Origin of the sequence: Streptomyces alboflavus, from assembly GCF_000716675.1 — a bacterium.
In the GTDB taxonomy this organism is placed as follows: Bacteria; Actinomycetota; Actinomycetes; order Streptomycetales; family Streptomycetaceae; genus Streptomyces; species Streptomyces alboflavus.
In genome coordinates this window covers 1-22495 of record NZ_JNXT01000011.1, presented here as the reverse complement: position 1 = coordinate 22495, position 22495 = coordinate 1, and the positions used below count along the sequence as shown (strand labels likewise).

Sequence of the window (22495 nt, the reverse complement as noted above, 5' to 3'; positions counted from 1 at the left end):
GCGTGATTGCGAGTTGGTTGGCTGGTTAGCCGGTTCGCTTGTTAGTTAGTTGACTAACTCATGCGGACGCTAGCACGAGCTCCGGGGCAGTTGTCTATAGTTAGTCAGGTGACTGACTCAGGGAAGCGTCGCGGCTCCGGGAAGCGGCAGCGGCTCATGGCCGCGGCCGCCCAGGTCCTGCACCAGCAGGGCGTCGAGCGCACCACCATCGCCGACATCGCGGCCGCCGCGGACGTGCCCGTCGGGAACGTCTACTACTACTTCAAGACCAAGGACGAGCTGGTCCAGGCCGCGCTCGCCGAGCACTCCGGGCATCTCGCCGCGCTCACCGCAGGGCTCGACGCGCTGCCCGATCCGCGGGAGCGGCTCAAGGCGCTGGTCGGTATGTGGGTCGAGCGGCGGGACACCGCGGCGCGGTACGGCTGCCCCACCGGCACCCTGGCCGCCGAGCTCGACAAGCGGTCCGTGGGCGGGCTCGACGAGGAGGCGGGCCGGGTCGTCCGGCAGCTGCTCGACTGGGCCGAGCGGCAGTTCCGTGAGCTGGGGCTGCCCGATCCGGGCGGGCTCGCGCTCGCCTTCGTGGGCGCGTACCAGGGCATGTCCCTGCTGGCCAACGCCCTCCGCGACCCGGAGGTGATGGTCGGCCAGGGCGCACGCCTGAACGACTGGCTCGACGGCCTCGGTGGCGTCGGCGGTCCGGGCGGCCCCGGTGGGACCGGCGGCGCCTGACCGGCCTACCGGCAAGAGCCGCCGCGTCGTATCGGTACCGGTCCCTCCCCTCGTGGGGACCGGTACCTAACGAGGCGGGCGGCGTCGACCCGCGCCGGAGCGGCGTGGATCGATGAGGTCCGGAGTCACGGTCGACGTGGCAGCGGTCCGGGTGCGACCTGTTCTCCACGTGTCTGGCGAGTCCGTGAACCGGAACCCTCGCCACCGCTTATAACTCCGGCGAAAACCAGCCAGGAGGGTGCAGCGCCATGAGTCACCTCTCCGGGCGCAGGGCCCGGTGGCCTGCCCTGACGCCTCGCGGTTGGTTCGCTACTGCGCCGCGATCCTGCCAGTTGAGGGTCCGGCTGAGGAGCTTCCGGTCTCATCCGGCCCACTTCGCCGCAGGTCAGGCGTATAAAGTGAGTTTTCCGGTCCGGATGACCAGGTGTGGCGGAGTGAAGGGGTGGAGGCCTTGGGTTCCGACTCGGGGGCGCGTACGGCCTTCGCGGAACGCCTCGCGCTGCTGTATCAGGAGGCCGGAAATCCGCCCCTCAAGCGCGTCGCCGAAGCGGTCGGGCAGCTCCAGCGCGTCGACGATCGCGGGCGGCCCGTACGGGTGTCCGCGCAGCGCATCAGCGACTGGCGGCGCGCCAGGAACGTGCCCGCCCACTTCGCCGCCCTCGCCGCGGTCCTGCACGTCCTCATACCCGAGGCCCGGCGCAAGCGGCCCACTCCGGTGTCCGCGGGACTGTACGACCTCGCCCAGTGGCAGCGCCTCTGGGAGCTCTCCGTCGCCGACCCCGCCGACCGGGCCGCGGCCGCCGGTGAGGACGAGGAGCGGCCCCCCGCCGACGCCCCGGCCGTGCCCGCCGTGTGCCCCTACCGCGGGCTCGCCCCGTACCGCGAGCAGGACGCGCAGTGGTTCTTCGGCCGGGAGCGCGGCGTCGACGCCCTCGTCGCCCAGCTCCGCGCGGCCGAGCGGTCCGGCGGCCTCGTCGTGCTCGTGGGCGCCTCGGGGGCGGGGAAGTCCTCCCTGCTCAACGCCGGTCTTGTGCCCACCTTGCAGGGCGGCGCCCCGGGTGCGGGGTACGGCCCGGTGGTGCAGCTGGTGCCGGGCGCCGAGCCCGTCGGTGAGCTGACCGGTCGCATACCGGGGCTCGCCGACGCCGTCGCGGACGGGGACGCCGATACGCCCCGGTTCGCCGCCGCCGTACGGGCGTCGCTCACCGCATGGGCCGAGGGGCAGGGCGACGCCGTCGCGTCCGAGGGCCAGGACACCCCCGAGCCCGAGCCCGAGGCTCCCCCCTCCCCCCGGCCCGTCCTCATCGTCGACCAGTTCGAGGAAGCCTTCACCCTCTGCTCCGACGAGGCGGAACGGCGCACGTTCATCCAGCTCCTGCACGCCGCCTGCTCGCCCGGCGAACCAGGTGGCCAAGGTGGCCCCGGCGACCCCGACCCCGCCCTCGCCCTGGTCGTCCTCGGCATCCGCGCCGACTTCTACGAGGAGTGCCTCGGCTACCCCGAGCTGGCCGACGCGCTCCAGCACCGGCACATGGTGCTCGGCCCCCTGACCACCACGGAGCTGCGGACCGCGGTGACCGGACCGGCCAAGGCCGTCGGGCTCGAACTCGAACCCGGGCTCGCGGAGCTGATCGTGCGGGAGGTGAGCACGGGCGGGCCGCGCGGCGCGCACGACGCGGGCGTCCTGCCGCTCCTCTCCCACGCCCTGCTCGCCACCTGGCAGCGGCGCAAGACGGGGAAGCTGACGCTGGCCGGGTACCGCGCGGCGGGCGGCATCCAGGGCGCGGTGGCCGCGACCGCCGAGCGCGCCTGGTCCGGCCTCGACCCGGCGGCACGCTCCGCCGCGCGGCTCCTGCTGCTCCGCCTCGTCCACCTCGGCGAGGACACCCAGGCCACCCGCAGACGAGGGACGCGGCGGCAGCTGGCGGCGGAGTCGGCGAACCCGGACAAGACCGAGGAGTCCCTGGAGGCGCTCGTCCGCGCCCGGCTCGTGACCCTCGACGCGGACACCGTGGAGATCACGCACGAGGCACTCCTGCACGCCTGGCCGCGCCTGCGCGACTGGATCGACGCGGACCGCGGCGACCATCTGCTGCGCCAGCGCCTGGAGGAGGACGGCAGGGCCTGGGAGGACTCCGGCAGGGACGCGGCGCTGCTGTACCGGGGTTCGCGCCTGGAGCGGGCCCGCGCCTGGGCGGAGTCCGCCGGTGACACCTTCCTGACCCGCGGCGCCGCTGAGTTCCTGGCCGCTTCGGCCGGTCTTCGCCGGCGCATCCTGTGGATCAGCCGGGGCGCGGTGGCGGCACTGGTCGCCCTGGCGCTGGTGGCCGTCGTGTCCGCGGTGGTCGCCTCGCAGCAGCGCAACGACGCGGTGGCGGGGCGGAACGACGCGGTCTTCGAGCAGGTGACCGCCCAGGCCGACCGCGCCCAGTCCACCGACCCGTCCCTGTCCGCCCAGCTCGACCTGGTGGCGCACCGGCTCCGGCCGGACGACGAGGGCACGAGGAACCGGCTGATCTCCATCGTCAACGCGCCCCTCGCCACCCCCTTGCTCGGCCACACCGGCGCCGTCTACCTCACCTCCTTCAGCCCGGACGGACGGCTCCTCGCCACCGCCAGCTACGACCGGACCGTCCGGCTGTGGGACGTGCGCGACCGGTCCCGCCCCAAGCCCCTCGGCAAACCCCTCACCGGCCACGGGAGCTGGGTGAGCACCGCCGTCTTCAGCCCCGACGGCACCACCCTCGCCAGCGCGTCCGACGACGGCACGATCCGGCTGTGGGACGTACGGGATCCGCACCGCCCGCGCCCGCTCGGGAAGCCCGTGACCGGGCACGGCGGCACGATCTACCTGCTCGCGTTCAGCCCGGACGGGCGCACCCTCGCCTCCGCGAGCGAGGACCACACCGTCGGCCTGTGGGACGTGCGCAGGCCGAGCCGTCCGAAGGCGCTCGGCTCCCTCACCGGCCACACCGCCGCCGTGCGCTCCGTGGCTTTCAGCCCCGACGGGCGGACCCTGGCGGCCGGGAGCGACAGCGGCGCCATCAGGCTGTGGGACACCGCGGACCCGCGCCGCCCGAAGCCGGTCGGGCGGGTCCTCACCGGCCACAAGGACACGGTGCACTCGGTGGCGTTCGACCACGAGGGCCGCACCCTCGCCAGCGGCGGCTCGGACAACACCGTGCGGCTCTGGAACGTCACCGACCCCCGCCGCGCGACCTCCCTCGGCCCGCCCCTGACCGGCCACACCGGACCCGTCTGGTCGGTGGCCTTCAACCCTGCAGGGACCATGCTCGCGGCCGCCAGCGCGGACAGCACAGCGAGCCTGTGGAACGTCCGCGATCCGGCGCACCCCTCGCAGGTCGGCGTGCCGCTCGCGGGCAGCGGCGGCGAGGTGTACGCCCTCGGGTTCAGCCCCGACGGCCGCACCCTCGCGACGGGCAGCGGCGACAACAAGGTCCGCCTGTGGTCGATCCCGACGTCGGACATGATCGGCCGCATCGGCTCGTTCCGCCCCGACGGGAAGGTGCTCGCCACCGCCGCGCGCGACGAGAAGGTCCGGCTGTGGGACGTACGGCGGCCCGAGCGGCCCGAGGCGCTGAGCAAACCGTTCAAGCCAGGGTCGGGGGCCGTGCGCACGCCGACGTTCTCCCCCGACGGGGACACCCTCGCCGTGCTCACCGGGGCCCGCGCGGTGCGGCTGTGGAACGTGAGCGACCCGTCCCGCCCCGTCTCCTACGGTCCCGCCGTCGAACTGCGCACCCGCTTCGCGGCCGCGATGGCCTTCAGCCCCGACGGGCGCGTCCTCGCGACGGCCTACGACGACCGCACCGTCCGGCTGTGGAACGTCAGCGACCCGGCCCGCCCCCGCCCCCTCGGCGCCCCCCTCACCGGCCACAAGGGGTACGTCAACGACCTCGCGTTCAGCCCCGACGGCCGCACCCTCGCCAGCGGCAGCTCGGACGCCACCCTCCGGCTCTGGAACGTGGCCGACCCACGCCGCGCCACCCCGCTCGGCAAGCCCCTCACCGGCCACCTCGGCCCCGTCAACACCCTCGTCCTCAGCCCGGACGGCAAGACCCTGGCCAGCGGCAGCGACGACAGCACCGTCCGGCTCTGGGACATCACCGACCCGCGCCGCGCGACCCGCCTCGGCAAGCCCCTCACCGGCCACACCGACGCGCTCGTGTCCCTGACGTTCAGCGAGGACGGCCGCACCCTGGCAAGCGGCGGAAACGACAACACGGTCCGGCTCTGGGACGTGCGCCGGCCCGCGCGGACCGCCCCGATCGGCCAGTCGATGAGCCCCAACGCCAAGACCGGAAGTTTCCTGTCGTTCAGCCCGCACGGCCACATGCTCGGAGTTTCCAGCGGCACGGATACGGTCCGGTTGTGGAACCTGGACACCGACGAGGCCATTCGCCGTATTTGCTCGACCACACAGGGTGTCCTGACGCCGGAGAATTGGCGTGAGTATCTGCCCCGGCTCTCGTACGCACCGCCGTGCGAAAGGTGACGGTTCACAGTTCTTCCACCGCGGCCGGGGGGCGTGATCCCGCTCACAACTGGCCAACTCCCGCTCATTCCTTCCCCCCACGCAAGCAGGCTTGTTACGGTTGGGCACAGCCCGATCGCTGGTGCATCCCCCGTCGCCAGCGATCGGGCCCTTCCATGCCCTCGTCGACCTGTGCGTTTACCGCGATTGCGCCCTCCGCAATGCGTCAATGTGCCGATGCCCCGACGCGCCGAATTGCAGAGCTCTTTCAATACTCGCGGCACCGGGCCGGATTACGGCAAAAGATCTGTTCCGCCTACATGCAACCCCTGTTACCCCCTGTCCGAACCCCTGTCGGCGAATATCTCGTTGAGGGGTGTACGTCACCCCTTCACCGTTCCCACGGAAAGGTGGTGCGTGCCGTGCGCAGGCGCGTCGTCATCATCACGGCAGTCCACGGCCCCTCCGCCCCGTACCTCACGGGCGCCTACGAATCGCTGCGCGCGCAGCGGCTGCCCGAGGGGTGGGAGTGGCACTGGGTGATCCAGCAGGACGGCACCGGCGACGGCGTCGCCCCGCACGTCCCGGACGACGGCCGCGTGACGTTCCGCCAGGGCCGTCGCGGTGGGCCCGGCGTCGCCCGCACGTTAGCCCTGGGCCACGCCGACGGCCCGTACGTGAAGGTCCTCGACGCCGACGACCAGCTCTCCCCCGGTGCGCTGGCCCGCGATCTGGCCGCGCTGGAGAGCGACCCGACGCTGGGGTGGGCCACGTCCCGCGTCCTCGACCTGCTGCCCGACGGCAGCACCGTCGGGTTCCCCGGGGACCCCGGGCAGGGCCCGATCGAGCGCCGGACCGTCCTCGACCACTGGGCCGCGCACGACTACCGCGCGCAGGTCCACCCGGCGACGCTCTTCGTACGCCGCGACCTGCTCGTCGCCCTCGGCGGCTGGATGGCGCTCCCCGCCTCGGAGGACACCGGTTTACTCCTCGCCCTGAACGCGGTGTCCCGCGGCTGGTTCTCCGCCGAGGTGGGCCTGCTCTACCGCAAGTGGCCCGGCCAGGCGACGAGTCAGCCCGCGCACACGGACGCCGCGGAGCGGGACGTGCGGATGGCGGTGGTGCAGGCGCGGGCGCGGGCGCTCGGGGGGTTCGAGTGGCGCTACTGAACCGGCCCGCGCCCGACCGCGCCACCGCCACCGTCTCCAACGCCGAGGTCTACGACGCCGACGCCCACGACGCCTCCGCCTACAACGTCTCCGCGTCGACCCGCGAGAAGATCAGGTCGCTCTCCTCGGCCACGGACCCCCGCAGCCGTACCGGAGCGACGGCCGGGCCGCGCAGGGCCGCCGGGTAGGTCCCGACGGCGTACTCGTTCGCGATCCGATAGGCGTGAAACCCGTGATCGCTCATGGTCCTCATCAACTCATCGACGGAATCACCGAGTTGGCGCATGCGGTCCGGGGTCACCTCCACGGTCACCTCGGCGTCGGGGCGCAGCCGGTCGAGCATCGGGGCCAGGCCCCGGACGACGCCGCCCTCGGCGCCCTCGACGTCGACCTTGACGACGCGGGCGGTGGCGATCTCCTCGTCGTCGAGCAGCTCCGGCAGCGGCCGGGCCTCGATGTCGAACGTGGACTCCGCGGGCCCGTCGTAGGGGACGATGCTGTTCGCCCCCATGTTGTGCGAGCTGGCCAGGACGAATGTCAGCGTCCGCGCCCGGTCGGACACGGCGGCGTTGAGCGCGCGGACGTTCCCGCAGCCGTTGAGCCGCACCTGCCGCAGCAGCCGCTCGTGGAACACGGGCGAGGCCTCGACCGTCACCACCCGCCCGGTCGGCCCGACGAGCCGCGAGGCGAGCACGCCGTAGTAGCCGATGTTGGCGCCGACGTCGACGAACGTGTCCCCGGGGCGGAGCCGGCCGCGCAGCCACCGCGTCATGTGGGGCTCCCACGCGCCGAACAGATAGAGGTAGCGCTGGATGAGGTCCTGGGTGTCGACGGCGAACCGCGCCTCCGGCGCGCCCTCCGCCCCGCGCGCCCCGAAGTCGACGTCCACCACCCGGCGTCGGGGATGCTCGCGCAGGCGGGCGTTGAGGTACCGGGAGGCCAGCGCCGCCTTGCCGAAGTCACCGGGCGCCCGGCGCACGTACGCCCGCGCGAGCGTGGTCAGGGCCTCCGAGGCAGGACGGCCCTCCGAGACGGGACGGCCCTCCGAGGCGGGACGGCCCTCCGCCGTGGGGCACCCCTCCGAACTTGGACGCGACATCCGGTCCGCCTGCCTCTCCGCACGGTACGGCGCGGACCGTGGCGTCAGGCCGTGGCCGCGGCCGTCCGGTCTTGGTCAAACGGCAGCTCCAGCATACGAATCGCGTTGCCGCGCAGCAGCTTGTAGGCCACGTCCTCCGGCAGGTGACCCACGTGGTCGGTCGCGACCTGCTTGGTGTGCGGCCAGGTGGAGTCGACGTGGGGGTAGTCGGTCTCGAAGGTGGCGTTGTCCACCCCGACGGTGTCGATCGCCTCGATGCCGTGCTTGTCGCGGAAGAAGCAGCAGAAGATCTGCCGGTAGTAGTACGTCGAGGGCGGCTCGGGGATCAGGTCCTTCACGCCGCCCCACGCCCGGTGCTCCTCCCAGACGTCGTCGGCGCGCTCAAGGGCGTACGGGATCCACCCCATCTGCCCTTCGCTGTACGCCAGCTTCAGCCGGGGGAACTTCACGAGCACCCCGGAGAACAGGAAGTCCATCATCGAGGCCATCGCGTTGTTGAAGGACAGCGAGGCCTGGACGGCGGGGGGCGCGTCCGGGGACGCGGCGGGCATCTGCGAGGACGAGCCGATGTGCATGTTCACGACCGTCCCGGTCTCCTCGCAGGCGGCGAAGAAGGGGTCCCAGTAGCCGGAGTGGATGGAGGGCAGCCCCAGATAGGTGGGGATCTCGCTGAAGGTCACGGCGCGCACGCCACGGGCGGCGTTCCGCCTGATCTCCGCGACGGCGAGGTCGACGTCCCACAACGGGATCAGGCACAACGGAATCAGCCGCCCCCCGCTGTCCCCGCACCACTCCTCGACCATCCAGTCGTTGTACGCGCGGACGCAGGCGAGCCCCACCTCCTTGTCCTTGGCCTCGGCGAAGGTCTGGCCGCAGAAGCGCGGGAAGGTGGGGAAGCAGAGCGAGGCCTCGACGTGGTTCATGTCCATGTCCGCGAGGCGCGCCTTGGGGTCCCAGCAGCCCCGGCGCATCTGCTCCCGGGTGATCCCGTCGAGCGTCATCTCGTCCCGGGAGAAGCCGACGGCGGCGATGATGCGCTTGTACGGGAAGATCTCGTCCTCGTACCGCCACCAGTCCGTGACCTGGCCCTCCGGGTCGGTGGTGAAGCGGTACTTCCCGCCCACGTACGCCAGTTCGCCGATGCCCGCGGTGAAGGGCTGCGGGCCCCGGTCGCGGTACTTGGCCGGGAGCCAGGTCGCGAAGAGGTGCGCGGGCTCGATGACGTGATCGTCCACGCTGATGACCTTCGGGATGTCCCTGGCGCCGCTCTCGTTGCCGCTCACGCTGTGTCCCCTCACCGCCCGCCGGATCGACCGGCCCGAATCTGACGACCCATCAGATCGAGGCTATGGCGCGAAGGGCCGCACGGCAAGCGGCAGTGCGGAGTCGGGCGCGGGGGCCTTGGGGGGGGGGCGCCTCGGGTTGCACGGGGCCTTGCGGTCTCGGCGGGCATCCGCTGAACTGACGGATCGTCAGACATGGGCGGGAGCGGGGACGGACACCGGGCGGCGGGAAGGGCACGCGATGCAGACGATCTGGCTCAGCGGCGCGGAGTGGTTCGCGATCCTCCGGATCGGGCTCGGGCTGTGGTGGCTGGAGAGCTGGCGCCACAAGGACAAGAAGACCTGGTTCACCGGCGGGGGCATCGGCTGGGCGGCCGGCATCGCCGAGAAGCACCGGTGGCCCGTCGTGCGCCGCGGCTTCGACACCGTGGTGAAGCCGCGCCCACGGCTGATGGCCTACGTCGTCGCGTACGCGGAACTGGCCCTGGGCCTCGGCCTGATCGCCGGCTTCCTCACTCCGATAGCGCTGGCCTGCGGCCTCGTCCTGAACCTGATCTACCTCGTCCTCATGATCCACGACTGGGCGGAGCAGGGTCAGAACCTGATGATGGCGCTGATCTCGGCGGTGGCGCTGCTCGCGATGAGCTGGCAGGTGTGGTCGGTGGATGAGGCGGTGGGGTGGTTCTTGTGAGGGGGCGCCGGGGGCAGCGGTCGGGGAGGGCGCGGCCGAGGGGACCTCGTGGTCGGGAAGGAGATGGGGCATGAGTGGATCCGGGTGGGATGAGGGTTCGGGCGGGATGCCTGGGGGTGGGGTGGTGCATGAGGCCGGGGGCGCGACCGGGGACGAAGTCACGGCCGGAGCCGAGGCTGGGGTCGGGGTCGAGGGCGCGGCCGGCCGGGCCCTGCGGGCGGGGCACGCTGCTCGGGCGCGGAGTGCTGCTGCGCGGGCTGCCGCGGTGAGCCGGTACATCGAGCGGGGGCGCGAGGCGGACGGTGCTACCGAAGCAGACGGAGGCGCGGACGGTACTTCCGAAGCAGACGGAGGCGCGGACGACGCTTCCGAGGCGGCCGACGTGGACGAAGGGGTCGCCTGGAAGGCGGCCCATGCGGCCCGGGTGTCCGCGCAGGCCGTCGCCGTACTGGCCGAGACCGACCCCGACCCGGCGGCGGACTCGCGCTGCGCGCGGAACGCCGCCGCGTCCGCCGCGCAGGCCGCCCGCATGGGGCAGATCCACGACGGCGACAGCGAACTCGCCGTGGCCGCCTGCGAAGCGGCTCTGAAGGCGGCGCAGTCGGCGGGGGCGGCCTCGAAGGCGGGCGAGCTGGGCGCGAACCAGGAACTGAACGCGGCGGCCGACGTGGCGGAGGCGGCGGCGGTCGCCGCGGCGGAGCGGGCCGGGTGGGTGCGCCCCGGGGAGGAGGCGCCGCGGGTGGCGACGGGGGTGCGGAGCGGGGAGTTGATGCGGATGCTGCATCTGTGAGGGGGGCGCCGGGCGCCTGGGCCGGGACGGGAAGTGAGGCCGGGGTTGGCGCCGGACCCGTGGGCCGGGACCGGGAGTGAGGCCCGGCCGGGTCCCGGGGCCGGGGGCACGGGTCAGGGCAGGAACGCGTTCACCGCCGCGCGGGTCAGGGTGCGGAAGCGTTGCTCGCCCCGGCCGTCGGGAAAGTGGCCCCCGCGTTCCAGGCTGATCACCCCGTGGGCCGCCGCCCACAGCGTGTCGGTGATCTCGTCGACGTCCGCGTCCGGACGCAGTACGCCCGCCTCGACACAGCCGCGAGCCGCCTCACGCAGGACGTCCAGACTCGCCGCAGCCGCGGCACGCGCCTCCTCGTCCGGTACGAAGCCGGGGATGCCCTCACCGTGCATGACGCTGTAGAAGTGGGGCTCCGCCAGGGCGTTGGCGCGGTAGGCACGACCCACGGCGGCCAGGTACGCGGCCGGGTCGTCGCCCCGCGGCACCTCGGCGAGGCGGCGGTGCAAGCGGGTGAACCCCTCCCGGTACAGCGCCGCGGCGATGCCCCCCTTGGCGCCGAACAGCCGGTAGAGGACCGTCGTCGAGCAACCCGCCGCCGCGGCGAGGCGACGCATGCTCAGGGCGGACGGTCCCTCGTCCGCCAACAGCCCGGCGGCGAGGTCGAGTACGGCGGAGCGGAGGGCTTCCTCGCCCTGGGCTTGAGCTTGGGCGAAGGGGGTGGAGGGCGAGGCAGGGGGCACCGGAGGCATGAAGGGCTCGATTCTCGGGGGTGTTCGGGTGGGGCGGGCTCTTGGAGGGCTTGGAGGGGAGACCGTCCGGCCTCCGCGCCGTCGGATATGCGTACCCCCGAGCATGCGTATCCTCAGGCCTTCGTACCCGCAGCACCTCGCCCCCCCCGCAGCCGGGGCAACCGCCCCCTACTGCCAGTCCGGCAGCGGCCTGTAGATCGGCACGCCCGCCTCCTCCAGCTCGGCCCGCCGGGCGAAGTACTCCTCCCCCATCGGGTCCACCCCGAGGAGCGGCATCGCGCTGCGCCACGTCGTCACGTCCTCCGGCGCGAGCTCGGCCGCCGTCGCGAAGTGCCTTTCCGCGGCGCCTCGGTGGCCGTCGCGCAGGAGCCACAGCGCCAACGCCGCTTCGGTACGGGCACGTTGGCGGTCCGGCGTGCTCGGCCCGGTCAGCTCGGCGACCGCGCTACCGCCCAGGCCCGTGTCGCCGGTCCGCACCCAACGGCGCAGCGCGTCCAGCGCCTTCGCGGAGTCCAGGCCGCTCATGGAGCGGAACAGGTCGGTCGCGAACTGGGTGTCGTTCGGGCGCGCGATGCGGCCCTCCTCGTCGATCCACACCACGGTGGGAACGTTGAGGAGCTGGTACTGGTCCGCCACGCGACCGTCGACGTCGATCAGCGCCGGGTGCGTCGGCGCGGCCTCGGCGATCCAGGGCGCCGCGTCCTCGGTCCTGCGGTCCACTGCGACGCTGAGCACCGAGAAGCCCTCACCCGCGAGCGCGGCGTGCTGGCGCTCCCACTCGGGGAGGTCGTAGCGGCAGCCGCACCAGGAGGCCCAGAAGACCAACGCCACCTTTCGGCCGCGCAGTTCGCTGAGCCGGTGCTCGGTGCCGTGGGCGTCGGGCAGCGCGAAGTCGGGGGCGGTGCCGCCGGTCAGCGTCGCGGCCCGGTCGTCGGCTGAGACGCCGAAGGCGACGACGCCCGAGCCCGCGCCGCGATCCAGTTCCATCGCGACCGGACGGTTCAGGAGAGCGGCGAAAGCGGTGACGTCCAGCGTCCCGGCGCCCGCGGTCGCCCCCGCCTCCTCGAGCGCGGCGACGACCGCTGCCGGGACACAGAGGTCGCCCCGGCACCAGCCCTGCGGCTTGCGCGTGAAGCCCAGGGCGCGCTCGACGTCGGCGAAGGCAAGCCGTACGTGCGAGGTGGCGCCGTCGACGGCGGGGCGGACCTCGGCCTCGACGCGGCTCTCGACGTGGTCGTCGAGGACCGTGAGACGAACGGTGCCCCGCTCGAACGGGACCGAAGGGCCGGGCATGGTGCCTCCTCCATCGAATGCAGTAACACCGTTTTTAAAACGTAACAGCGTTGTCGCTGCAGGACAACGGTAATCCGGCACCCCCGTCACCCCCAATGGGCCGGATGAACGACACCGAGCGACTTGTGGCGCATTCGTTCGGCTCATGCGGCTGGAAACAGCCCAACAACTCTCGGGGGTTCCGCCCCCAGCTCTCGTGAGGGATCCGCACCCGCGCCCTTGGCGGGCTTCCTCGTGTGGGCCCCCTCGCCCAACTCCCCGTATCTGAACAGGAGTACAGACGCGATCAAGCGTGCAATGGCGGCGCCGCCCTCGCCACCACAGCCGGGATGGCGGTGGCAGGGCCCACGGTCGCGGCCACCGGCCACGCACCCGCAGCCGGGGCAGCCACCTCCGCACCGGCCGACCCAGCGGACAGGCCCTAGCGCGCCTCGTTCCGCCGCCTCTGGCGAGCGTCCCGCTCCGCCGCCTCCGCGATGCGCTTGATGTCCGCGAGGCGCCGGTCCCAGTCGGCCGCGAGCGCGGCCATCCAGCGGGCCGTGACGTCCAGCGCCGCGGGCCGTACCGCGTACCGCATCTCGCGTCCGACCCGGTTGCCGGAGACCAGACCGGCGGCGTCCAGGACCGCGAGGTGCTTGACCACCGCCTGGCGGGAGACGGGGAGTTGGTCCGCGAGCTTCGTCGCGGTGGCCTCGCCCCGCGCGGCGAGCTGGTCGAGGAGGCGCCGCCGGGTCGGGTCGGCCAGCGCGGCGAGGACACCGTCCACGGTTTCGCCCCCGCCCCCGCCCCCGTCCACGGTTTCGCCCCCGGCGCTCCCGTCCACGGATTCGTCGGCGGCCGGGTCCCGTTCGGTCACGCGGTCGGCTGCTCGGCCCGCTGCTTGAGCGCGTCGAGCTCCTGGGGCCAGCCGCCGGTGTTGTCCCGTACCGCCTGGGCGCGCAGTTCCTCGGACCCGGCGAGGGCCGCGAAGCCGCTCTCCACGACGCGCAGCCGCGTCTTGTCGCCCTCCGGGGTCAGCGTGAACTCCACGAGGGTGCTGTTGTCGGCCCGCAGTTCCTCGCCCGGGAACGCGCTGGCCCAGCGGTACGCCACATACGTCTGCGGCTCGACCTTCTCCACCCGCACCGGGTAGTCCCCGTACTCCGGATTCCTCGCCAGCGTCGACTCGCCCTCCCGGGCCGTGGTCCCCGCGAGGCTCGCCTTGTCGGCCACCCAGAACCCGGGCTCGGTCACCAGGGACCAGACCCGGTCCAGGGAGGCGGCGATCAGGGCGTCGGGATCCGCCGCCCGCCGTGATGTGGATCACCTCAGGGTGGCGATGAGCCCTGAGGGCAGCGGCGGTCCCTATGGGTGAAAGAACCAACGAGCGTGCGAACGAGCACGCACGAGGCCTGGGGAGGGCGTCGAGATGTCTGCTGCCGCTGTGAAGGGGCCCGCCAGCTACTTTCCTTCGATCGAGGCGAAGTACGGGCGGCCCGTCGCCGAGTGGGTGGAGCTCATCCGGGGGTCCGAGCTGAGCAAGCACATGGAGCTCGTGAAGTGGCTCAAGGCCGAGCACGGGCTCGGGCACGGGCACGCCAACGCGCTGGTGGCCCACACCCTGGCCGGGGGGAAGTGACGCCGGGGCGGTCCGGACGTCAGGCCGCCACGCGCTCCGCGGCGCGCGCCGACGTGCGCCGCCCGAGCACGGCCGCCGCCCCCGCGAGCACCGCCGCCGCGATCGTCAGCGTCAGCGCCGCCGGATTGACGTACTCGGGCACACCCACCGAGTACGTCGTGCCGTCCGCCGCGTGGCAGCCGAAGCGCAGCGGGACGTACGTCGCGCTGTAGCGGTCGATCGTCGTCACGTCGGCCGGGTCCTCCGCCCGGACGCAGGCCGCGCCCCGCTCCGTGTCGTCGAAGGCGAGCAGGCTCAGGGCGCCCCAGGCGTAGACGGCCAGGGCGCCCGCGCCGGCCAGGGACGCCGTGGCGCGCAGGGCGTGGGGGGTACGGGGAGTCCGGGCCCGCGCGGGGTTCGCGCTCGTCGTGTGCGTGCGGCCCGTGGCCATGCGTACCAGCGTGATCGTCGCGTACGCCGTCAGGCCCACGGCCAGCACCGCCGCCACGAACACGATGCCCATGAGTGAGATGACGCTGTGGCCGTCCATCGGATCCGTGGACATGTTCCCCCGCTTGCTCGCCCTGCCTGGATCCCACCGCCTGTGTGTCCCGCGTATGCGTTCCGATTCCGGGCTGTTGTCCGAATATCGGTGGGTGGCTGGGAATCTACCAGGGCATGGAATGTCCCGAGTCGCGGCATGCGTACCGCTTCGGCGCGCGGGCGCGCGGGCGCGCGGGCGCTCGATGCGCCTGCGCGGCCGCTCCCCTGCGGCCGCGCAGGCGGGTGCGGTGGTCGCTGGACATGTACTCAGCCATGCCGCACCGGAACGGACCCGGTGCGGCGGAGTGCGGCTCCGCTGCGGCACCGGAATCCCGTGTCGAGGGTTGTTCCGGACTCAACAATGCCCGGTGCGGGGCGCGTTGCGCGAGGGCCGAGTGGCCCTCGTACGGGGCCGCTCGGCCCCTGCGTCCGGGCCCTGCCGGGCCGTTCGGCCCCTGGCAGGGAGCAAGCCCTTACCGTCACCCTCGAAGGGGCACGGTTCACCGCCCCCGTACGGACATGAATGCCCTGCCGTACGGGCACGGACACGGACACCGGCGCCCCCTCCGCGTGGCAGAGCCGCCGACCGGCAGACCGATGGACACGCCCGGGCCGACCAAGGGGTAGACATGGACAGCACTGCCGCAGCACCGGACCCTGCCCCCACCGACCCCGGCGACCCCGCCGAACCCGGCACCCCGCCACGCCCCATCCGTGTCTTCCTCCTCGACGACCACGAAGTCGTCCGGCGCGGCCTGCGCGACCTGCTCGGCGGCGAGCCCGGCATCGAGGTGGTCGGCGAGGCCGCGAGCGGGGAGCAGGCGCTGGCCAGGGGACCCGCGCTGCGGCCCGACGTCGCCGTCCTCGACGTCCGCCTGCCCGACGGGAACGGCATCACCGTCTGCCGTGAACTGCGCGCGCTCATGCCGGGGTTGGCGTGTCTGATGCTCACCTCGTTCGACGACGAGGACGCGCTGCTCGACGCCATCATGGCCGGCGCCGCGGGCTACGTACTCAAACAGATCAAGGGATCCGACCTGGTGACGGCGGTGCGGACCGTCGCGTCCGGGCAGTCGTTGCTCGACCCGGCCACGACCGCCCGGCTGATGCGGTCGCTGCGCGGCCCGGAGAGCGAACTGCCGCCCGAGGACGCCCGGCTCTCCGTCCTCAACGAGCGCGAGCGTGCCATCCTCGCGCTCATCGGGGAGGGACTCACCAATCGCCAGATCGGCGGGAAGCTGTATCTGTCCGAGAAGACCGTGAAGAACCACATCTCCCGGATGCTGGCCAAGCTGGGCGTCGAACGGCGGGTGCAGGCTGCTGTCATCGCGGCGCAGGTCGCTCCGCTGGGTGAGCGGCCCGGGGCGGGGCCGGGGGCGCCGTCGTCGCGGGGGCGGCCCGCCCGCTGAGCTCCCCCCGTCCCGCCCCTTTCCGAACGGGGGCTGCGCCCCCTGGCCCCCGCTCATCGGCGCTCCGCGCCTCGTCCTCAATCTCCCCCAAGCTCTTAAGGAGCAGGGGGGACCCCCATGACGGGCTAGAAACTTCCCCGGGGCGGGCTGGAACCTTGCCGCAGCGGCGAGATATCTAGCCCCTCCGGCGTTTGAGGAGCGGGGTCTGGGGCGGAGCCCCAGTTACGGGAAGGGGTGGGACTGGGGCGCCCCCGCGAGGACCCCCGCACCCGCGAGCCTCCCCCCGGGAATGGATCAAGGCACCCCATCGCTGTCCTGCATGAACCACTCCACCGCCCCCAAGGAGCGTCATCAGGATGTCCACTGCCCAGCCCCCCGCCGAGCGCGTGCGCGTCACCGCGGATCCCGACTGGTACGAGTCCGCGGGCATCTCGCTCGGCGTCCGCGTCGGCAACCTGGTCTTCACCTCCGGCCAGGCCCCGATCGACGCCCAGGGCGCCACCGTCGGCGCCGGGGACTTCGAGGCGCAGGCCCGGCAGGCGCTCGCGAACCTGTCGACCGTCCTCACGAACGCGGGCTCCAGCCTCGCCGACGTGGTCAAGGCCACCGTGTTCGTCACCGACATAGCCCGGCAGGACGTCTTCGCCGAGCTGCGCGCCGAGCACTTCCCCGACAAGCCGCACCTCGCGGAGTCGTTCGTGGAGGTGTCCTCGCTCGCCGACCCGGAGTGGATGATCGAGATCGAGGCGATCGGTCTCGTGCGCTGAGGGCGACCGTCCAGGGGTGACGCGGCCTGTGCGGGCGGCGGCGGGCCCGGGCCCGCCGGAAGCCGGACCCACAGGCCCCAGACCCACAGGGACCGGGGCCCTACCTCGCCCCCGACACCGCCACCGGCACCGGCACCCGCCACTCCAACCGCGTCCCCCTCCGCTCCCCCGCCCGCACCACCAGCTCGCCCCCGAGCCGCTCGGCCCGCTCGGCGAGGTTCCGCAGCCCCGCGCCCTGCTCGGCCCCGGCCTCAGCCCCGTCCCCGTCCCCAGCCCCGGACCCGGACCCGGCCCCGGCGGCCTCCCCCACCCCCGCCTCGATCCCCACCCCGTCGTCCACGACCGCCAGTTCGAGCACCCCTTTGCGTACGACCAGAGAGACCTCGGCCCGGCGGGCGCGGGCATGCCGGGCGACGTTGGAGAGGGCTTCGTTGAGGACGGCGACCACGTCGTCGGCGACCGCGCGGGGGACGTCCGTGTCGACCAGGCCCTCCATCCGCAGGGCGGGCGTGAAGCCGAGGGCGGCGGCCGCGTCCTCGATCGCGCGGACCGCGCGGACGCGCAGACCGGCCGCGCCGCCGGGCGCCTCGTGGTCGCGCAGGCCGAAGATGGTGGAGCGGATGATCTTGATGGTGGCGTCGAGGTCGTCGACGGCCCTGTGCAGCCGCTCGGCGGCGCCCGGGTGCTCCACGAACCGCTGCACGCTCTGCAGCGTCATGCCGGTCGCGAACAGCCGCTGGATCGCCAGGTCGTGCAGGTCGCGGGCGATGCGGTCGCGGTCCTCGAGGAGGCTCATCTGCTCGGCGTCGCGGCGCCGGTCGGCGAGTTCCAGGGCGAGCGCGGCCTGGCCCGCGAAGCCGATCAGGGGGGTGGTCTCGGCCTCCGAGAAGCCGGGGCGGCCGCTGCTGCGGGCGAGCAGCAGGACTCCGCGCACGTCGTCGCGCGTGCTCATCGGTACGGCGACGGCGGCGCCGAGCCCCTCCCAGCGGTCGGCCTTGAACGTCACCCGCGCGTCCTTGCGCACATCCGACGCGGACACCAGGGCCTGGGCGTCCAGCGCGGCCCCCGCGAACGAGCCCTCGCGCGGCAGGGTGGCGCCGCGGTGCGCCTCGGCGCCCAGACCGAGGGCGATCTCGACCCGCAACTCGCCCTCGCCCCGCACGAGTTCGATCACGCCGAGGTCGGCGGACGTGATCTCCCGGGCCCGCTCCACCATCAGCTCAAGGACCTGTGCCTCCGGCGCGCCCGAGAGCACCGCGCTGGTGACCTCCGCGCTCGCCTGCAGCCAGCGCTCGCGCAGCCGCGCCTCCTCGTACAGGCGGGCGTTCTCCACGGCCACCCCGGCCGCGACCGCGAGGGTGGAGAGCACCGACTCGTCCTCGGCGTCGAACTCCGCGCCGCCGTGCTTGCCGGTCAGGTAGATGTTGCCGAAGACCGTGTCCCGTACGCGGATGGGGACGCCGAGGAACGAGTGCATCGGCGGGTGGTGCGGCGGGAAGCCGGACGACGCGGGGTGGTCGGAAAGATCCGCGAGGCGCAGCGGCTGCGGGTTGCGGATCAGCTCGCCGAGCAGGCCGTGCCCGGAGGGCAGGTCGCCGATCTCGGTGCGCAGTTCCTCGCTGATGCCGACGGGCAGGAACTCGTCCAGCATGCGGCCCCGGCCGATCACGCCGAGCGCTCCGTACTCGGCGTCGACGAGGGCGACCGCCGTCTCCACGATGCGTCTGAGCACCTGGGCCAGGTCCAGTTCCCTGCCGACCGAGAGCACCGCCTCCAGGAGGCTGTGCAGGCGGTCCCGGGTGCCGCGGACGGCGCTGATCCGCGCGGCCAGCTCCTCAAGCAGTTCGTCGAGGCGCAGCCGCGTCAACTGGCCGGCGTCCGCTCGCTGTTGGCCCATCAGCCCCTCCGCCCGAGCAGACGTGCGCTCACCGCCCCGCGTCCAGACGCTCACCGTAGCCGGTGCGTGGCGCTGCGTGGAGGTTCTTCACATGCTTGGCTCCCGCACCGGAATCTTCCGGACGACGGGAACCCCATCCGCGTACCGCACGACCAACTGTCCATACCCGTACGGGAGTTGGACAAGAGCGAGGACGGCGGCGATGGCCGTGGGAGCGAGGAGGGCCGGGATGGACCGCAGGGGTCTGCTGAGGTCGACGGCCGCCGTGGGGGCGGCGGGGGCGACGGCGGGGAGCGTGGGAAGCGCTGCGGCGCGCCAGCGGCGGGACGAGGGGCGCGGGCCGGGTCCGCTGCGCGTGCACATCGTCGTCTTCGACGGCGTCGAGGAGCTGGACTTCGCCGGTCCCCTGGAGGTTTTCGGCGCCGCGCGCTCCGTCGGGCAGCGGGTCGAGACGGAACTGGTCACGAGCGGCGGCCCGGGCGGCTTCACCGGCCGCTTCGGTACGCGCGTGACGGACGTCGGCGCCTGGGACCCGGACGCGGCCGACGTGATCGTCGTGCCCGGCGGCGGCTTCGCGCAGCGGGACGGCGCCGGCATCTGGGCCGAGATCAAGAAGGGCCGCCTGACCCGCGCGCTCCGGGACGCCGTCCGTCCCGACCTCACCCTGCTCGGCGTCTGCACCGGCGTGATCGTGCTGCACGCGGCCGGCGTCATCGGCGACCGCGCCTGCACCACGCACCACCGCGCGAAGGACTACCTGCGCGAGCGGGGCGCCGACGTCCGCGACGCACGCGTCGTCGACGACGGGAACCTGGTCTGCGCGGGCGGGGTCAGCTCCGGGATCGACGGTTCGCTGTGGCTCCTGGAGCGGGCGCTCGGGACGGCGCCCGCCGGGCAGGTGGAGGCGCTGATGGAGTTCGAGCGGAGGGGGACGGTGCTGCGGACGTGAGGCGGGGGGCTGTCGGCGCCGACCCGCGTACCGATCCGGGCGCTGACCGGGGCGCTGCCTCGCGTACCGACCCGGGCGCCGACCCGCGTACCGATCCGGCCGCGTCGAGGGCCACGGCGTACGAGCCACAGCGCGCGCCCGGGCGCGAACTCGGCGCGAACTCCCCGCAGCTCGTCGTTCGCGCGTAGTTCCGCGAGCGGTCCTGTGGTGTCACCATGCGGAGTCCAGGTGCGGCGCGCGGGGCGGGGCGGCTCGGGGTCGCGGGGCACGGGGTGGGAGGCGTGGATGACTGAGGTGTTCTTGCGACGGCTGACTCGGTGGCAGGCGGAGCAGCAGCGCGAGTCGATCGCGAACGTGTACGTGGAGTGCTACGGGCCGCCGGGCGGGACCGGCGAGCCCGGCGGCGCCGACCGGAAGGCGTTCCTTGAGCGGTTCGAACGGCACGTCCAGGAGCCCGACTTCGACATGGTGACGGCCGACTCCGGTGCGGTGCTCGCCGGTTGTCTGTACGGGTTCCGGGGCACCCGGGGCAGCGCGCTCCTGGAGTCCCTGCGGGACGTCCTGCCCGCGGACGTGGCCGGGCGCGCCGCGGTGGGCCGCCTCTTCGTGCTCACGGAGCTGATGGTCCTGCCGGACTACCGTCTGGAGGGCGTGGCCACCCGACTGCGGGACCTCCTGCTGTCCCGGCACATGACCGACGTCGTCGTCGCCGCGGTGCCGCCCGGGGACGGGGTCGCCCACGAGGTGCTCCGCGCCTGGTCGTACACCAAGCTGGGCGAGTTCGGGCCGCCGCAGCGGGAGGCGTGGCTGCGGGTGGGACCGGGCTGAGCGGGCCCGTCCGGAAAGTTATCCACAGGCTGGGGGCCCTCGCGAGCGGGCGGGCGCTCCGGCCAGGCACTATGGGGCCATGAGTGACACGGGTACGCAGCCGAACGCGGGTACGCAGCCGAACGCAGGGCCGGGTGAGGGCGAGGGCACGACGTCGTCCGTGACCACGTCGTCGGGGACGGAGGCGTCGGGGGCCACGTCGTCCAGGACGGGGTCGACGCCCGACTGGGAGAAGCGCTTCCGCGCGCCCCGCGTCTCCCTGCCGGACTGGGCCGAGGACGCCCCCGACCACTGCCTGTTCGTGTCGAACGCCACAGGGACGTACGAGCTGTACGCGTGGGACCGCGCCACGGGCGAGCAGCGCCAGGTCACCGACCGTCCGAACGGCACGACGGACGGCCTGCTCGCGCCGGACGGCCGCTGGATCTGGTGGTTCAACGACAAGGACGGCGACGAGTTCGGCGTCTGGATGCGCCAGCCGTTCGACGGCGGCGGCACGGACGAGCCCGCGGTGCCTGGCCTGGAGCCGTCGTATCCGGCGGGCCTCGCCATCGGCCGCGACGGGCGCACGGTCGTCGTGGGCCGGTCCACGGACGAGGTCGGCACCACGATCCACGTCGTCCGCGCCGACGCCGCCCCCGGCGAGACGCCCGCCGAGATCTACCGCCACCGCGAGTCCGCGGGCCTCGGCGACCTCTCCCACGACGGCACCCTCATCGCCATCGAGCACACGGAGCACGGCGACGCGATGCACCCCGCGCTGCGCGTCGTGCGCACCGACGGCTCGACCGTCGCCGAGCTCGACGACAGCGAGGGCGGCACGGTCGAGCTTGGCCTTGAGGTCCTCGGCTTCGCCCCGGTGGACGGCGACACCCGCCTCCTGGTGGGCCACCAGCGCCGCGGCCGCTGGGAGCCAATGGTGTGGGACGTGGCCACGGGCGAGCAGACCGACCTCGCCCTCGACCTGCCCGGCGACGTCTCCGCCGAGTGGTATCCGGACGGCTCCGCGCTGCTCGTCGGGCACGGCTTCGAGGCCCGCGGCGACCTCTGGCGGTACGACCTCGCCGACCGCGAGCTGACCCGGGTCGAGACCCCCCGCGGCTCCGTCTCCGGCGCCACCGCCCGCCCCGACGGCACCGTCGAGTACATGTGGTCGTCCGCCGCCGAGCCGCCCGTCCTGCGCTCCACCTCCGGCAAGGTCGTCCTGGACCCGCCCGGCATGAAGGCGCCGCGGTCCGTGCCCGTCGAGGACGTGTGGGTGGACGGGCCCGGCGGCCGCATCCACGCCCTCGTCCAGAAGCCCGCGGGCGCGAGCGGGCCGCTGCCCACCGTCTTCGAGGTCCACGGCGGGCCCACCTGGCACGACAGCGACTCCTTCGCCGCCGGGCCCGCCGCCTGGGTCGACCACGGGTACGCGGTCGTCCGCGTCAACTACCGCGGCTCCACCGGGTACGGCCGCGAGTGGACCGACGCCCTCAAGCACCGCGTCGGCCTCATCGAGCTGGAGGACATCGCCGCCGTCCGCGAGTGGGCCGTCGCGTCCGGGCTCGCCGACCCCGACCGCCTCGTCCTCTCCGGCGGCTCCTGGGGCGGCTATCTCACCCTCCTCGGGCTCGGTACGCAGCCCGACGCGTGGGCCCTCGGGCTCGCCGCCGTGCCCGTCGCCGACTACGTGACCGCCTACCACGACGAGATGGAGGCCCTGAAGGCCATCGACCGCACCTTCTTCGGCGGCACCCCCGAAGAGGTCCCCGACCGCTTCTCCGCCTCCTCCCCCCTCACCTACGTCGACTCCGTCAAGGTGCCCGTCTACATCTCCGCCGGGGTGAACGACCCCCGCTGCCCGATCCGACAGGTCGAGAACTACGTCGACCGCCTCGCCGCCCGCGGGGCCGTCCACGAGGTCTATCGCTACGACGCCGGCCACGGGTCACTGGTCGTGGACGAGCGGATCAAGCAGGTGGCCCTTGAGCTGGACTTCGCGGGGCGGCATCTGGGGTAGTGGGGGCACCGTCCCTGCCGGGGGCTCCCCAACCCCACCCCTCCCCGACCCCGGGGGCTCCGCCCCCGGCCCCCCCCGCTTCATCGGCGCTTCGCGCCTCGTCCTCAAACGCCGGACGGGCTTTCTCCCACCCGCCCGCCCGAGCTCGGACTGGCTTTGCCGACTGCCCCGCACCTTCAGCCCTGCCCGGGCTGAAGGGGCGCCGGGCCGG

Annotated in this window: 19 protein-coding genes; 11 read left to right on the top strand and 8 right to left on the bottom strand. The window is 73.5% G+C overall.

The features are described from left to right. Nucleotides 1-156: 156 nt before the first annotated feature. From OO63_RS10810 to OO63_RS10800, 3 genes are all read left to right on the top strand, one after another. Entirely contained in the window at nucleotides 157-729 is a 573-nt protein-coding gene (locus OO63_RS10810) for a TetR/AcrR family transcriptional regulator (RefSeq protein WP_199819512.1), read from the top strand. A 442-nt stretch (nucleotides 730-1171) separates the two neighbouring features. Beyond that, the gene (locus OO63_RS10805) at nucleotides 1172-5245 is read left to right on the top strand and encodes an nSTAND1 domain-containing NTPase (RefSeq protein ID WP_030359628.1); all 4074 of its coding nucleotides are present in this window, start codon (nucleotides 1172-1174) and stop codon (nucleotides 5243-5245) included. A gap of 401 nt (nucleotides 5246-5646) precedes the next feature. Continuing rightward, entirely contained in the window at nucleotides 5647-6393 is a 747-nt protein-coding gene (locus OO63_RS10800; RefSeq protein ID WP_033264026.1) for a glycosyltransferase family 2 protein, read from the top strand. A 79-nt stretch (nucleotides 6394-6472) separates the two neighbouring features. On the opposite strand, the gene OO63_RS10795 is transcribed toward OO63_RS10800, so the two are convergent. Both OO63_RS10795 and OO63_RS10790 read right to left on the bottom strand, forming a co-directional pair. Further along, entirely contained in the window at nucleotides 6473-7372 is a 900-nt protein-coding gene (locus OO63_RS10795) for an FkbM family methyltransferase (RefSeq protein WP_033264025.1), read from the bottom strand. 164 nt (nucleotides 7373-7536) lie between these two features. Beyond that, nucleotides 7537-8775 carry an amidohydrolase family protein gene (locus tag OO63_RS10790; protein ID WP_030359625.1) on the bottom strand — a complete coding sequence of 413 codons (1239 nt, stop codon included), beginning with the start codon at nucleotides 8773-8775 and terminating at the stop codon, nucleotides 7537-7539. A 241-nt stretch (nucleotides 8776-9016) separates the two neighbouring features. On the opposite strand from OO63_RS10790, the gene OO63_RS10785 reads away from it, so the two are divergent. Then, complete coding sequence (locus OO63_RS10785; protein ID WP_030359624.1) at nucleotides 9017-9466, top strand: DoxX family membrane protein; 450 nt, start codon at nucleotides 9017-9019, stop codon at nucleotides 9464-9466. Nucleotides 9467-9848: 382 nt separating this feature from the next. After that, complete coding sequence (locus OO63_RS10780) at nucleotides 9849-10256, top strand: hypothetical protein (RefSeq protein ID WP_157853979.1); 408 nt, start codon at nucleotides 9849-9851, stop codon at nucleotides 10254-10256. 113 nt (nucleotides 10257-10369) lie between these two features. On the opposite strand, the gene OO63_RS10775 is transcribed toward OO63_RS10780, so the two are convergent. The 4 genes from OO63_RS10775 to OO63_RS10760 form a co-directional block, all read right to left on the bottom strand. After that, on the bottom strand, nucleotides 10370-10999 hold the full coding sequence (locus OO63_RS10775) for a TetR/AcrR family transcriptional regulator (protein ID WP_051810740.1): 630 nt from the start codon (nucleotides 10997-10999) through the stop codon (nucleotides 10370-10372). Between the two features lie 168 nt (nucleotides 11000-11167). Beyond that, nucleotides 11168-12292 carry a TlpA disulfide reductase family protein gene (locus OO63_RS10770; protein ID WP_051810739.1) on the bottom strand — a complete coding sequence of 375 codons (1125 nt, stop codon included), beginning with the start codon at nucleotides 12290-12292 and terminating at the stop codon, nucleotides 11168-11170. Between the two features lie 421 nt (nucleotides 12293-12713). After that, nucleotides 12714-13088, bottom strand: a complete 375-nt coding sequence (locus OO63_RS10765) for an ArsR/SmtB family transcription factor (RefSeq protein ID WP_030359620.1) — start codon at nucleotides 13086-13088, stop codon at nucleotides 12714-12716. Nucleotides 13089-13144: 56 nt separating this feature from the next. Next, complete coding sequence (locus OO63_RS10760; RefSeq protein WP_030359619.1) at nucleotides 13145-13561, bottom strand: SRPBCC domain-containing protein; 417 nt, start codon at nucleotides 13559-13561, stop codon at nucleotides 13145-13147. Nucleotides 13562-13700: 139 nt separating this feature from the next. On the opposite strand from OO63_RS10760, the gene OO63_RS10755 reads away from it, so the two are divergent. After that, nucleotides 13701-13910, top strand: coding sequence for a DUF4287 domain-containing protein (locus OO63_RS10755; RefSeq protein WP_030359618.1), 210 nt, complete (start codon nucleotides 13701-13703; stop codon nucleotides 13908-13910). A 19-nt stretch (nucleotides 13911-13929) separates the two neighbouring features. On the opposite strand, the gene OO63_RS46710 is transcribed toward OO63_RS10755, so the two are convergent. Then, complete coding sequence (locus OO63_RS46710; RefSeq protein ID WP_030359617.1) at nucleotides 13930-14454, bottom strand: hypothetical protein; 525 nt, start codon at nucleotides 14452-14454, stop codon at nucleotides 13930-13932. 607 nt (nucleotides 14455-15061) lie between these two features. Between OO63_RS46710 and OO63_RS10745 the strand changes: the two genes are divergently transcribed. Continuing rightward, nucleotides 15062-15841, top strand: coding sequence for a response regulator (locus OO63_RS10745; RefSeq protein WP_234311244.1), 780 nt, complete (start codon nucleotides 15062-15064; stop codon nucleotides 15839-15841). Nucleotides 15842-16197: 356 nt separating this feature from the next. Next, the gene (locus OO63_RS10740) at nucleotides 16198-16608 is read left to right on the top strand and encodes a RidA family protein (protein WP_030359615.1); all 411 of its coding nucleotides are present in this window, start codon (nucleotides 16198-16200) and stop codon (nucleotides 16606-16608) included. A 100-nt stretch (nucleotides 16609-16708) separates the two neighbouring features. Here OO63_RS10740 and OO63_RS10735 read toward each other — a convergent pair whose 3' ends face one another. Then, complete coding sequence (locus tag OO63_RS10735; protein WP_031192649.1) at nucleotides 16709-18505, bottom strand: sensor histidine kinase; 1797 nt, start codon at nucleotides 18503-18505, stop codon at nucleotides 16709-16711. Nucleotides 18506-18734: 229 nt separating this feature from the next. On the opposite strand from OO63_RS10735, the gene OO63_RS10730 reads away from it, so the two are divergent. From OO63_RS10730 to OO63_RS10715, 3 genes are all read left to right on the top strand, one after another. Then, nucleotides 18735-19454, top strand: coding sequence for a DJ-1/PfpI family protein (locus OO63_RS10730; protein ID WP_030359613.1), 720 nt, complete (start codon nucleotides 18735-18737; stop codon nucleotides 19452-19454). A gap of 285 nt (nucleotides 19455-19739) precedes the next feature. Beyond that, nucleotides 19740-20282, top strand: coding sequence for a hypothetical protein (locus OO63_RS10725; protein ID WP_051810737.1), 543 nt, complete (start codon nucleotides 19740-19742; stop codon nucleotides 20280-20282). A gap of 160 nt (nucleotides 20283-20442) precedes the next feature. Continuing rightward, nucleotides 20443-22284 carry a S9 family peptidase gene (locus OO63_RS10715; RefSeq protein ID WP_030359611.1) on the top strand — a complete coding sequence of 614 codons (1842 nt, stop codon included), beginning with the start codon at nucleotides 20443-20445 and terminating at the stop codon, nucleotides 22282-22284. Nucleotides 22285-22495: the final 211 nt, after the last annotated feature.

Bases quoted from the DNA above. Each gene is read 5' to 3' on its own strand.
- OO63_RS10775 (WP_051810740.1), bottom strand. From the start codon at position 10,999: ATGCCTCCGGTGCCCCCTGCCTCGCCCTCCACCCCCTTCGCCCAAGCT.
- OO63_RS10740 (WP_030359615.1), top strand. From the start codon at position 16,198: ATGTCCACTGCCCAGCCCCCCGCCGAGCGCGTGCGCGTCACCGCGGAT.
- OO63_RS10745 (WP_234311244.1), top strand. From the start codon at position 15,062: ATGGACAGCACTGCCGCAGCACCGGACCCTGCCCCCACCGACCCCGGC.
- OO63_RS10770 (WP_051810739.1), bottom strand. From the start codon at position 12,292: ATGCCCGGCCCTTCGGTCCCGTTCGAGCGGGGCACCGTTCGTCTCACG.
- OO63_RS10785 (WP_030359624.1), top strand. From the start codon at position 9,017: ATGCAGACGATCTGGCTCAGCGGCGCGGAGTGGTTCGCGATCCTCCGG.
- OO63_RS10810 (WP_199819512.1), top strand. From the start codon at position 157: ATGGCCGCGGCCGCCCAGGTCCTGCACCAGCAGGGCGTCGAGCGCACC.
- OO63_RS10735 (WP_031192649.1), bottom strand. From the start codon at position 18,505: ATGGGCCAACAGCGAGCGGACGCCGGCCAGTTGACGCGGCTGCGCCTC.
- OO63_RS46710 (WP_030359617.1), bottom strand. From the start codon at position 14,454: ATGTCCACGGATCCGATGGACGGCCACAGCGTCATCTCACTCATGGGC.
- OO63_RS10755 (WP_030359618.1), top strand. From the start codon at position 13,701: ATGTCTGCTGCCGCTGTGAAGGGGCCCGCCAGCTACTTTCCTTCGATC.
- OO63_RS10725 (WP_051810737.1), top strand. From the start codon at position 19,740: ATGACTGAGGTGTTCTTGCGACGGCTGACTCGGTGGCAGGCGGAGCAG.
- OO63_RS10730 (WP_030359613.1), top strand. From the start codon at position 18,735: ATGGACCGCAGGGGTCTGCTGAGGTCGACGGCCGCCGTGGGGGCGGCG.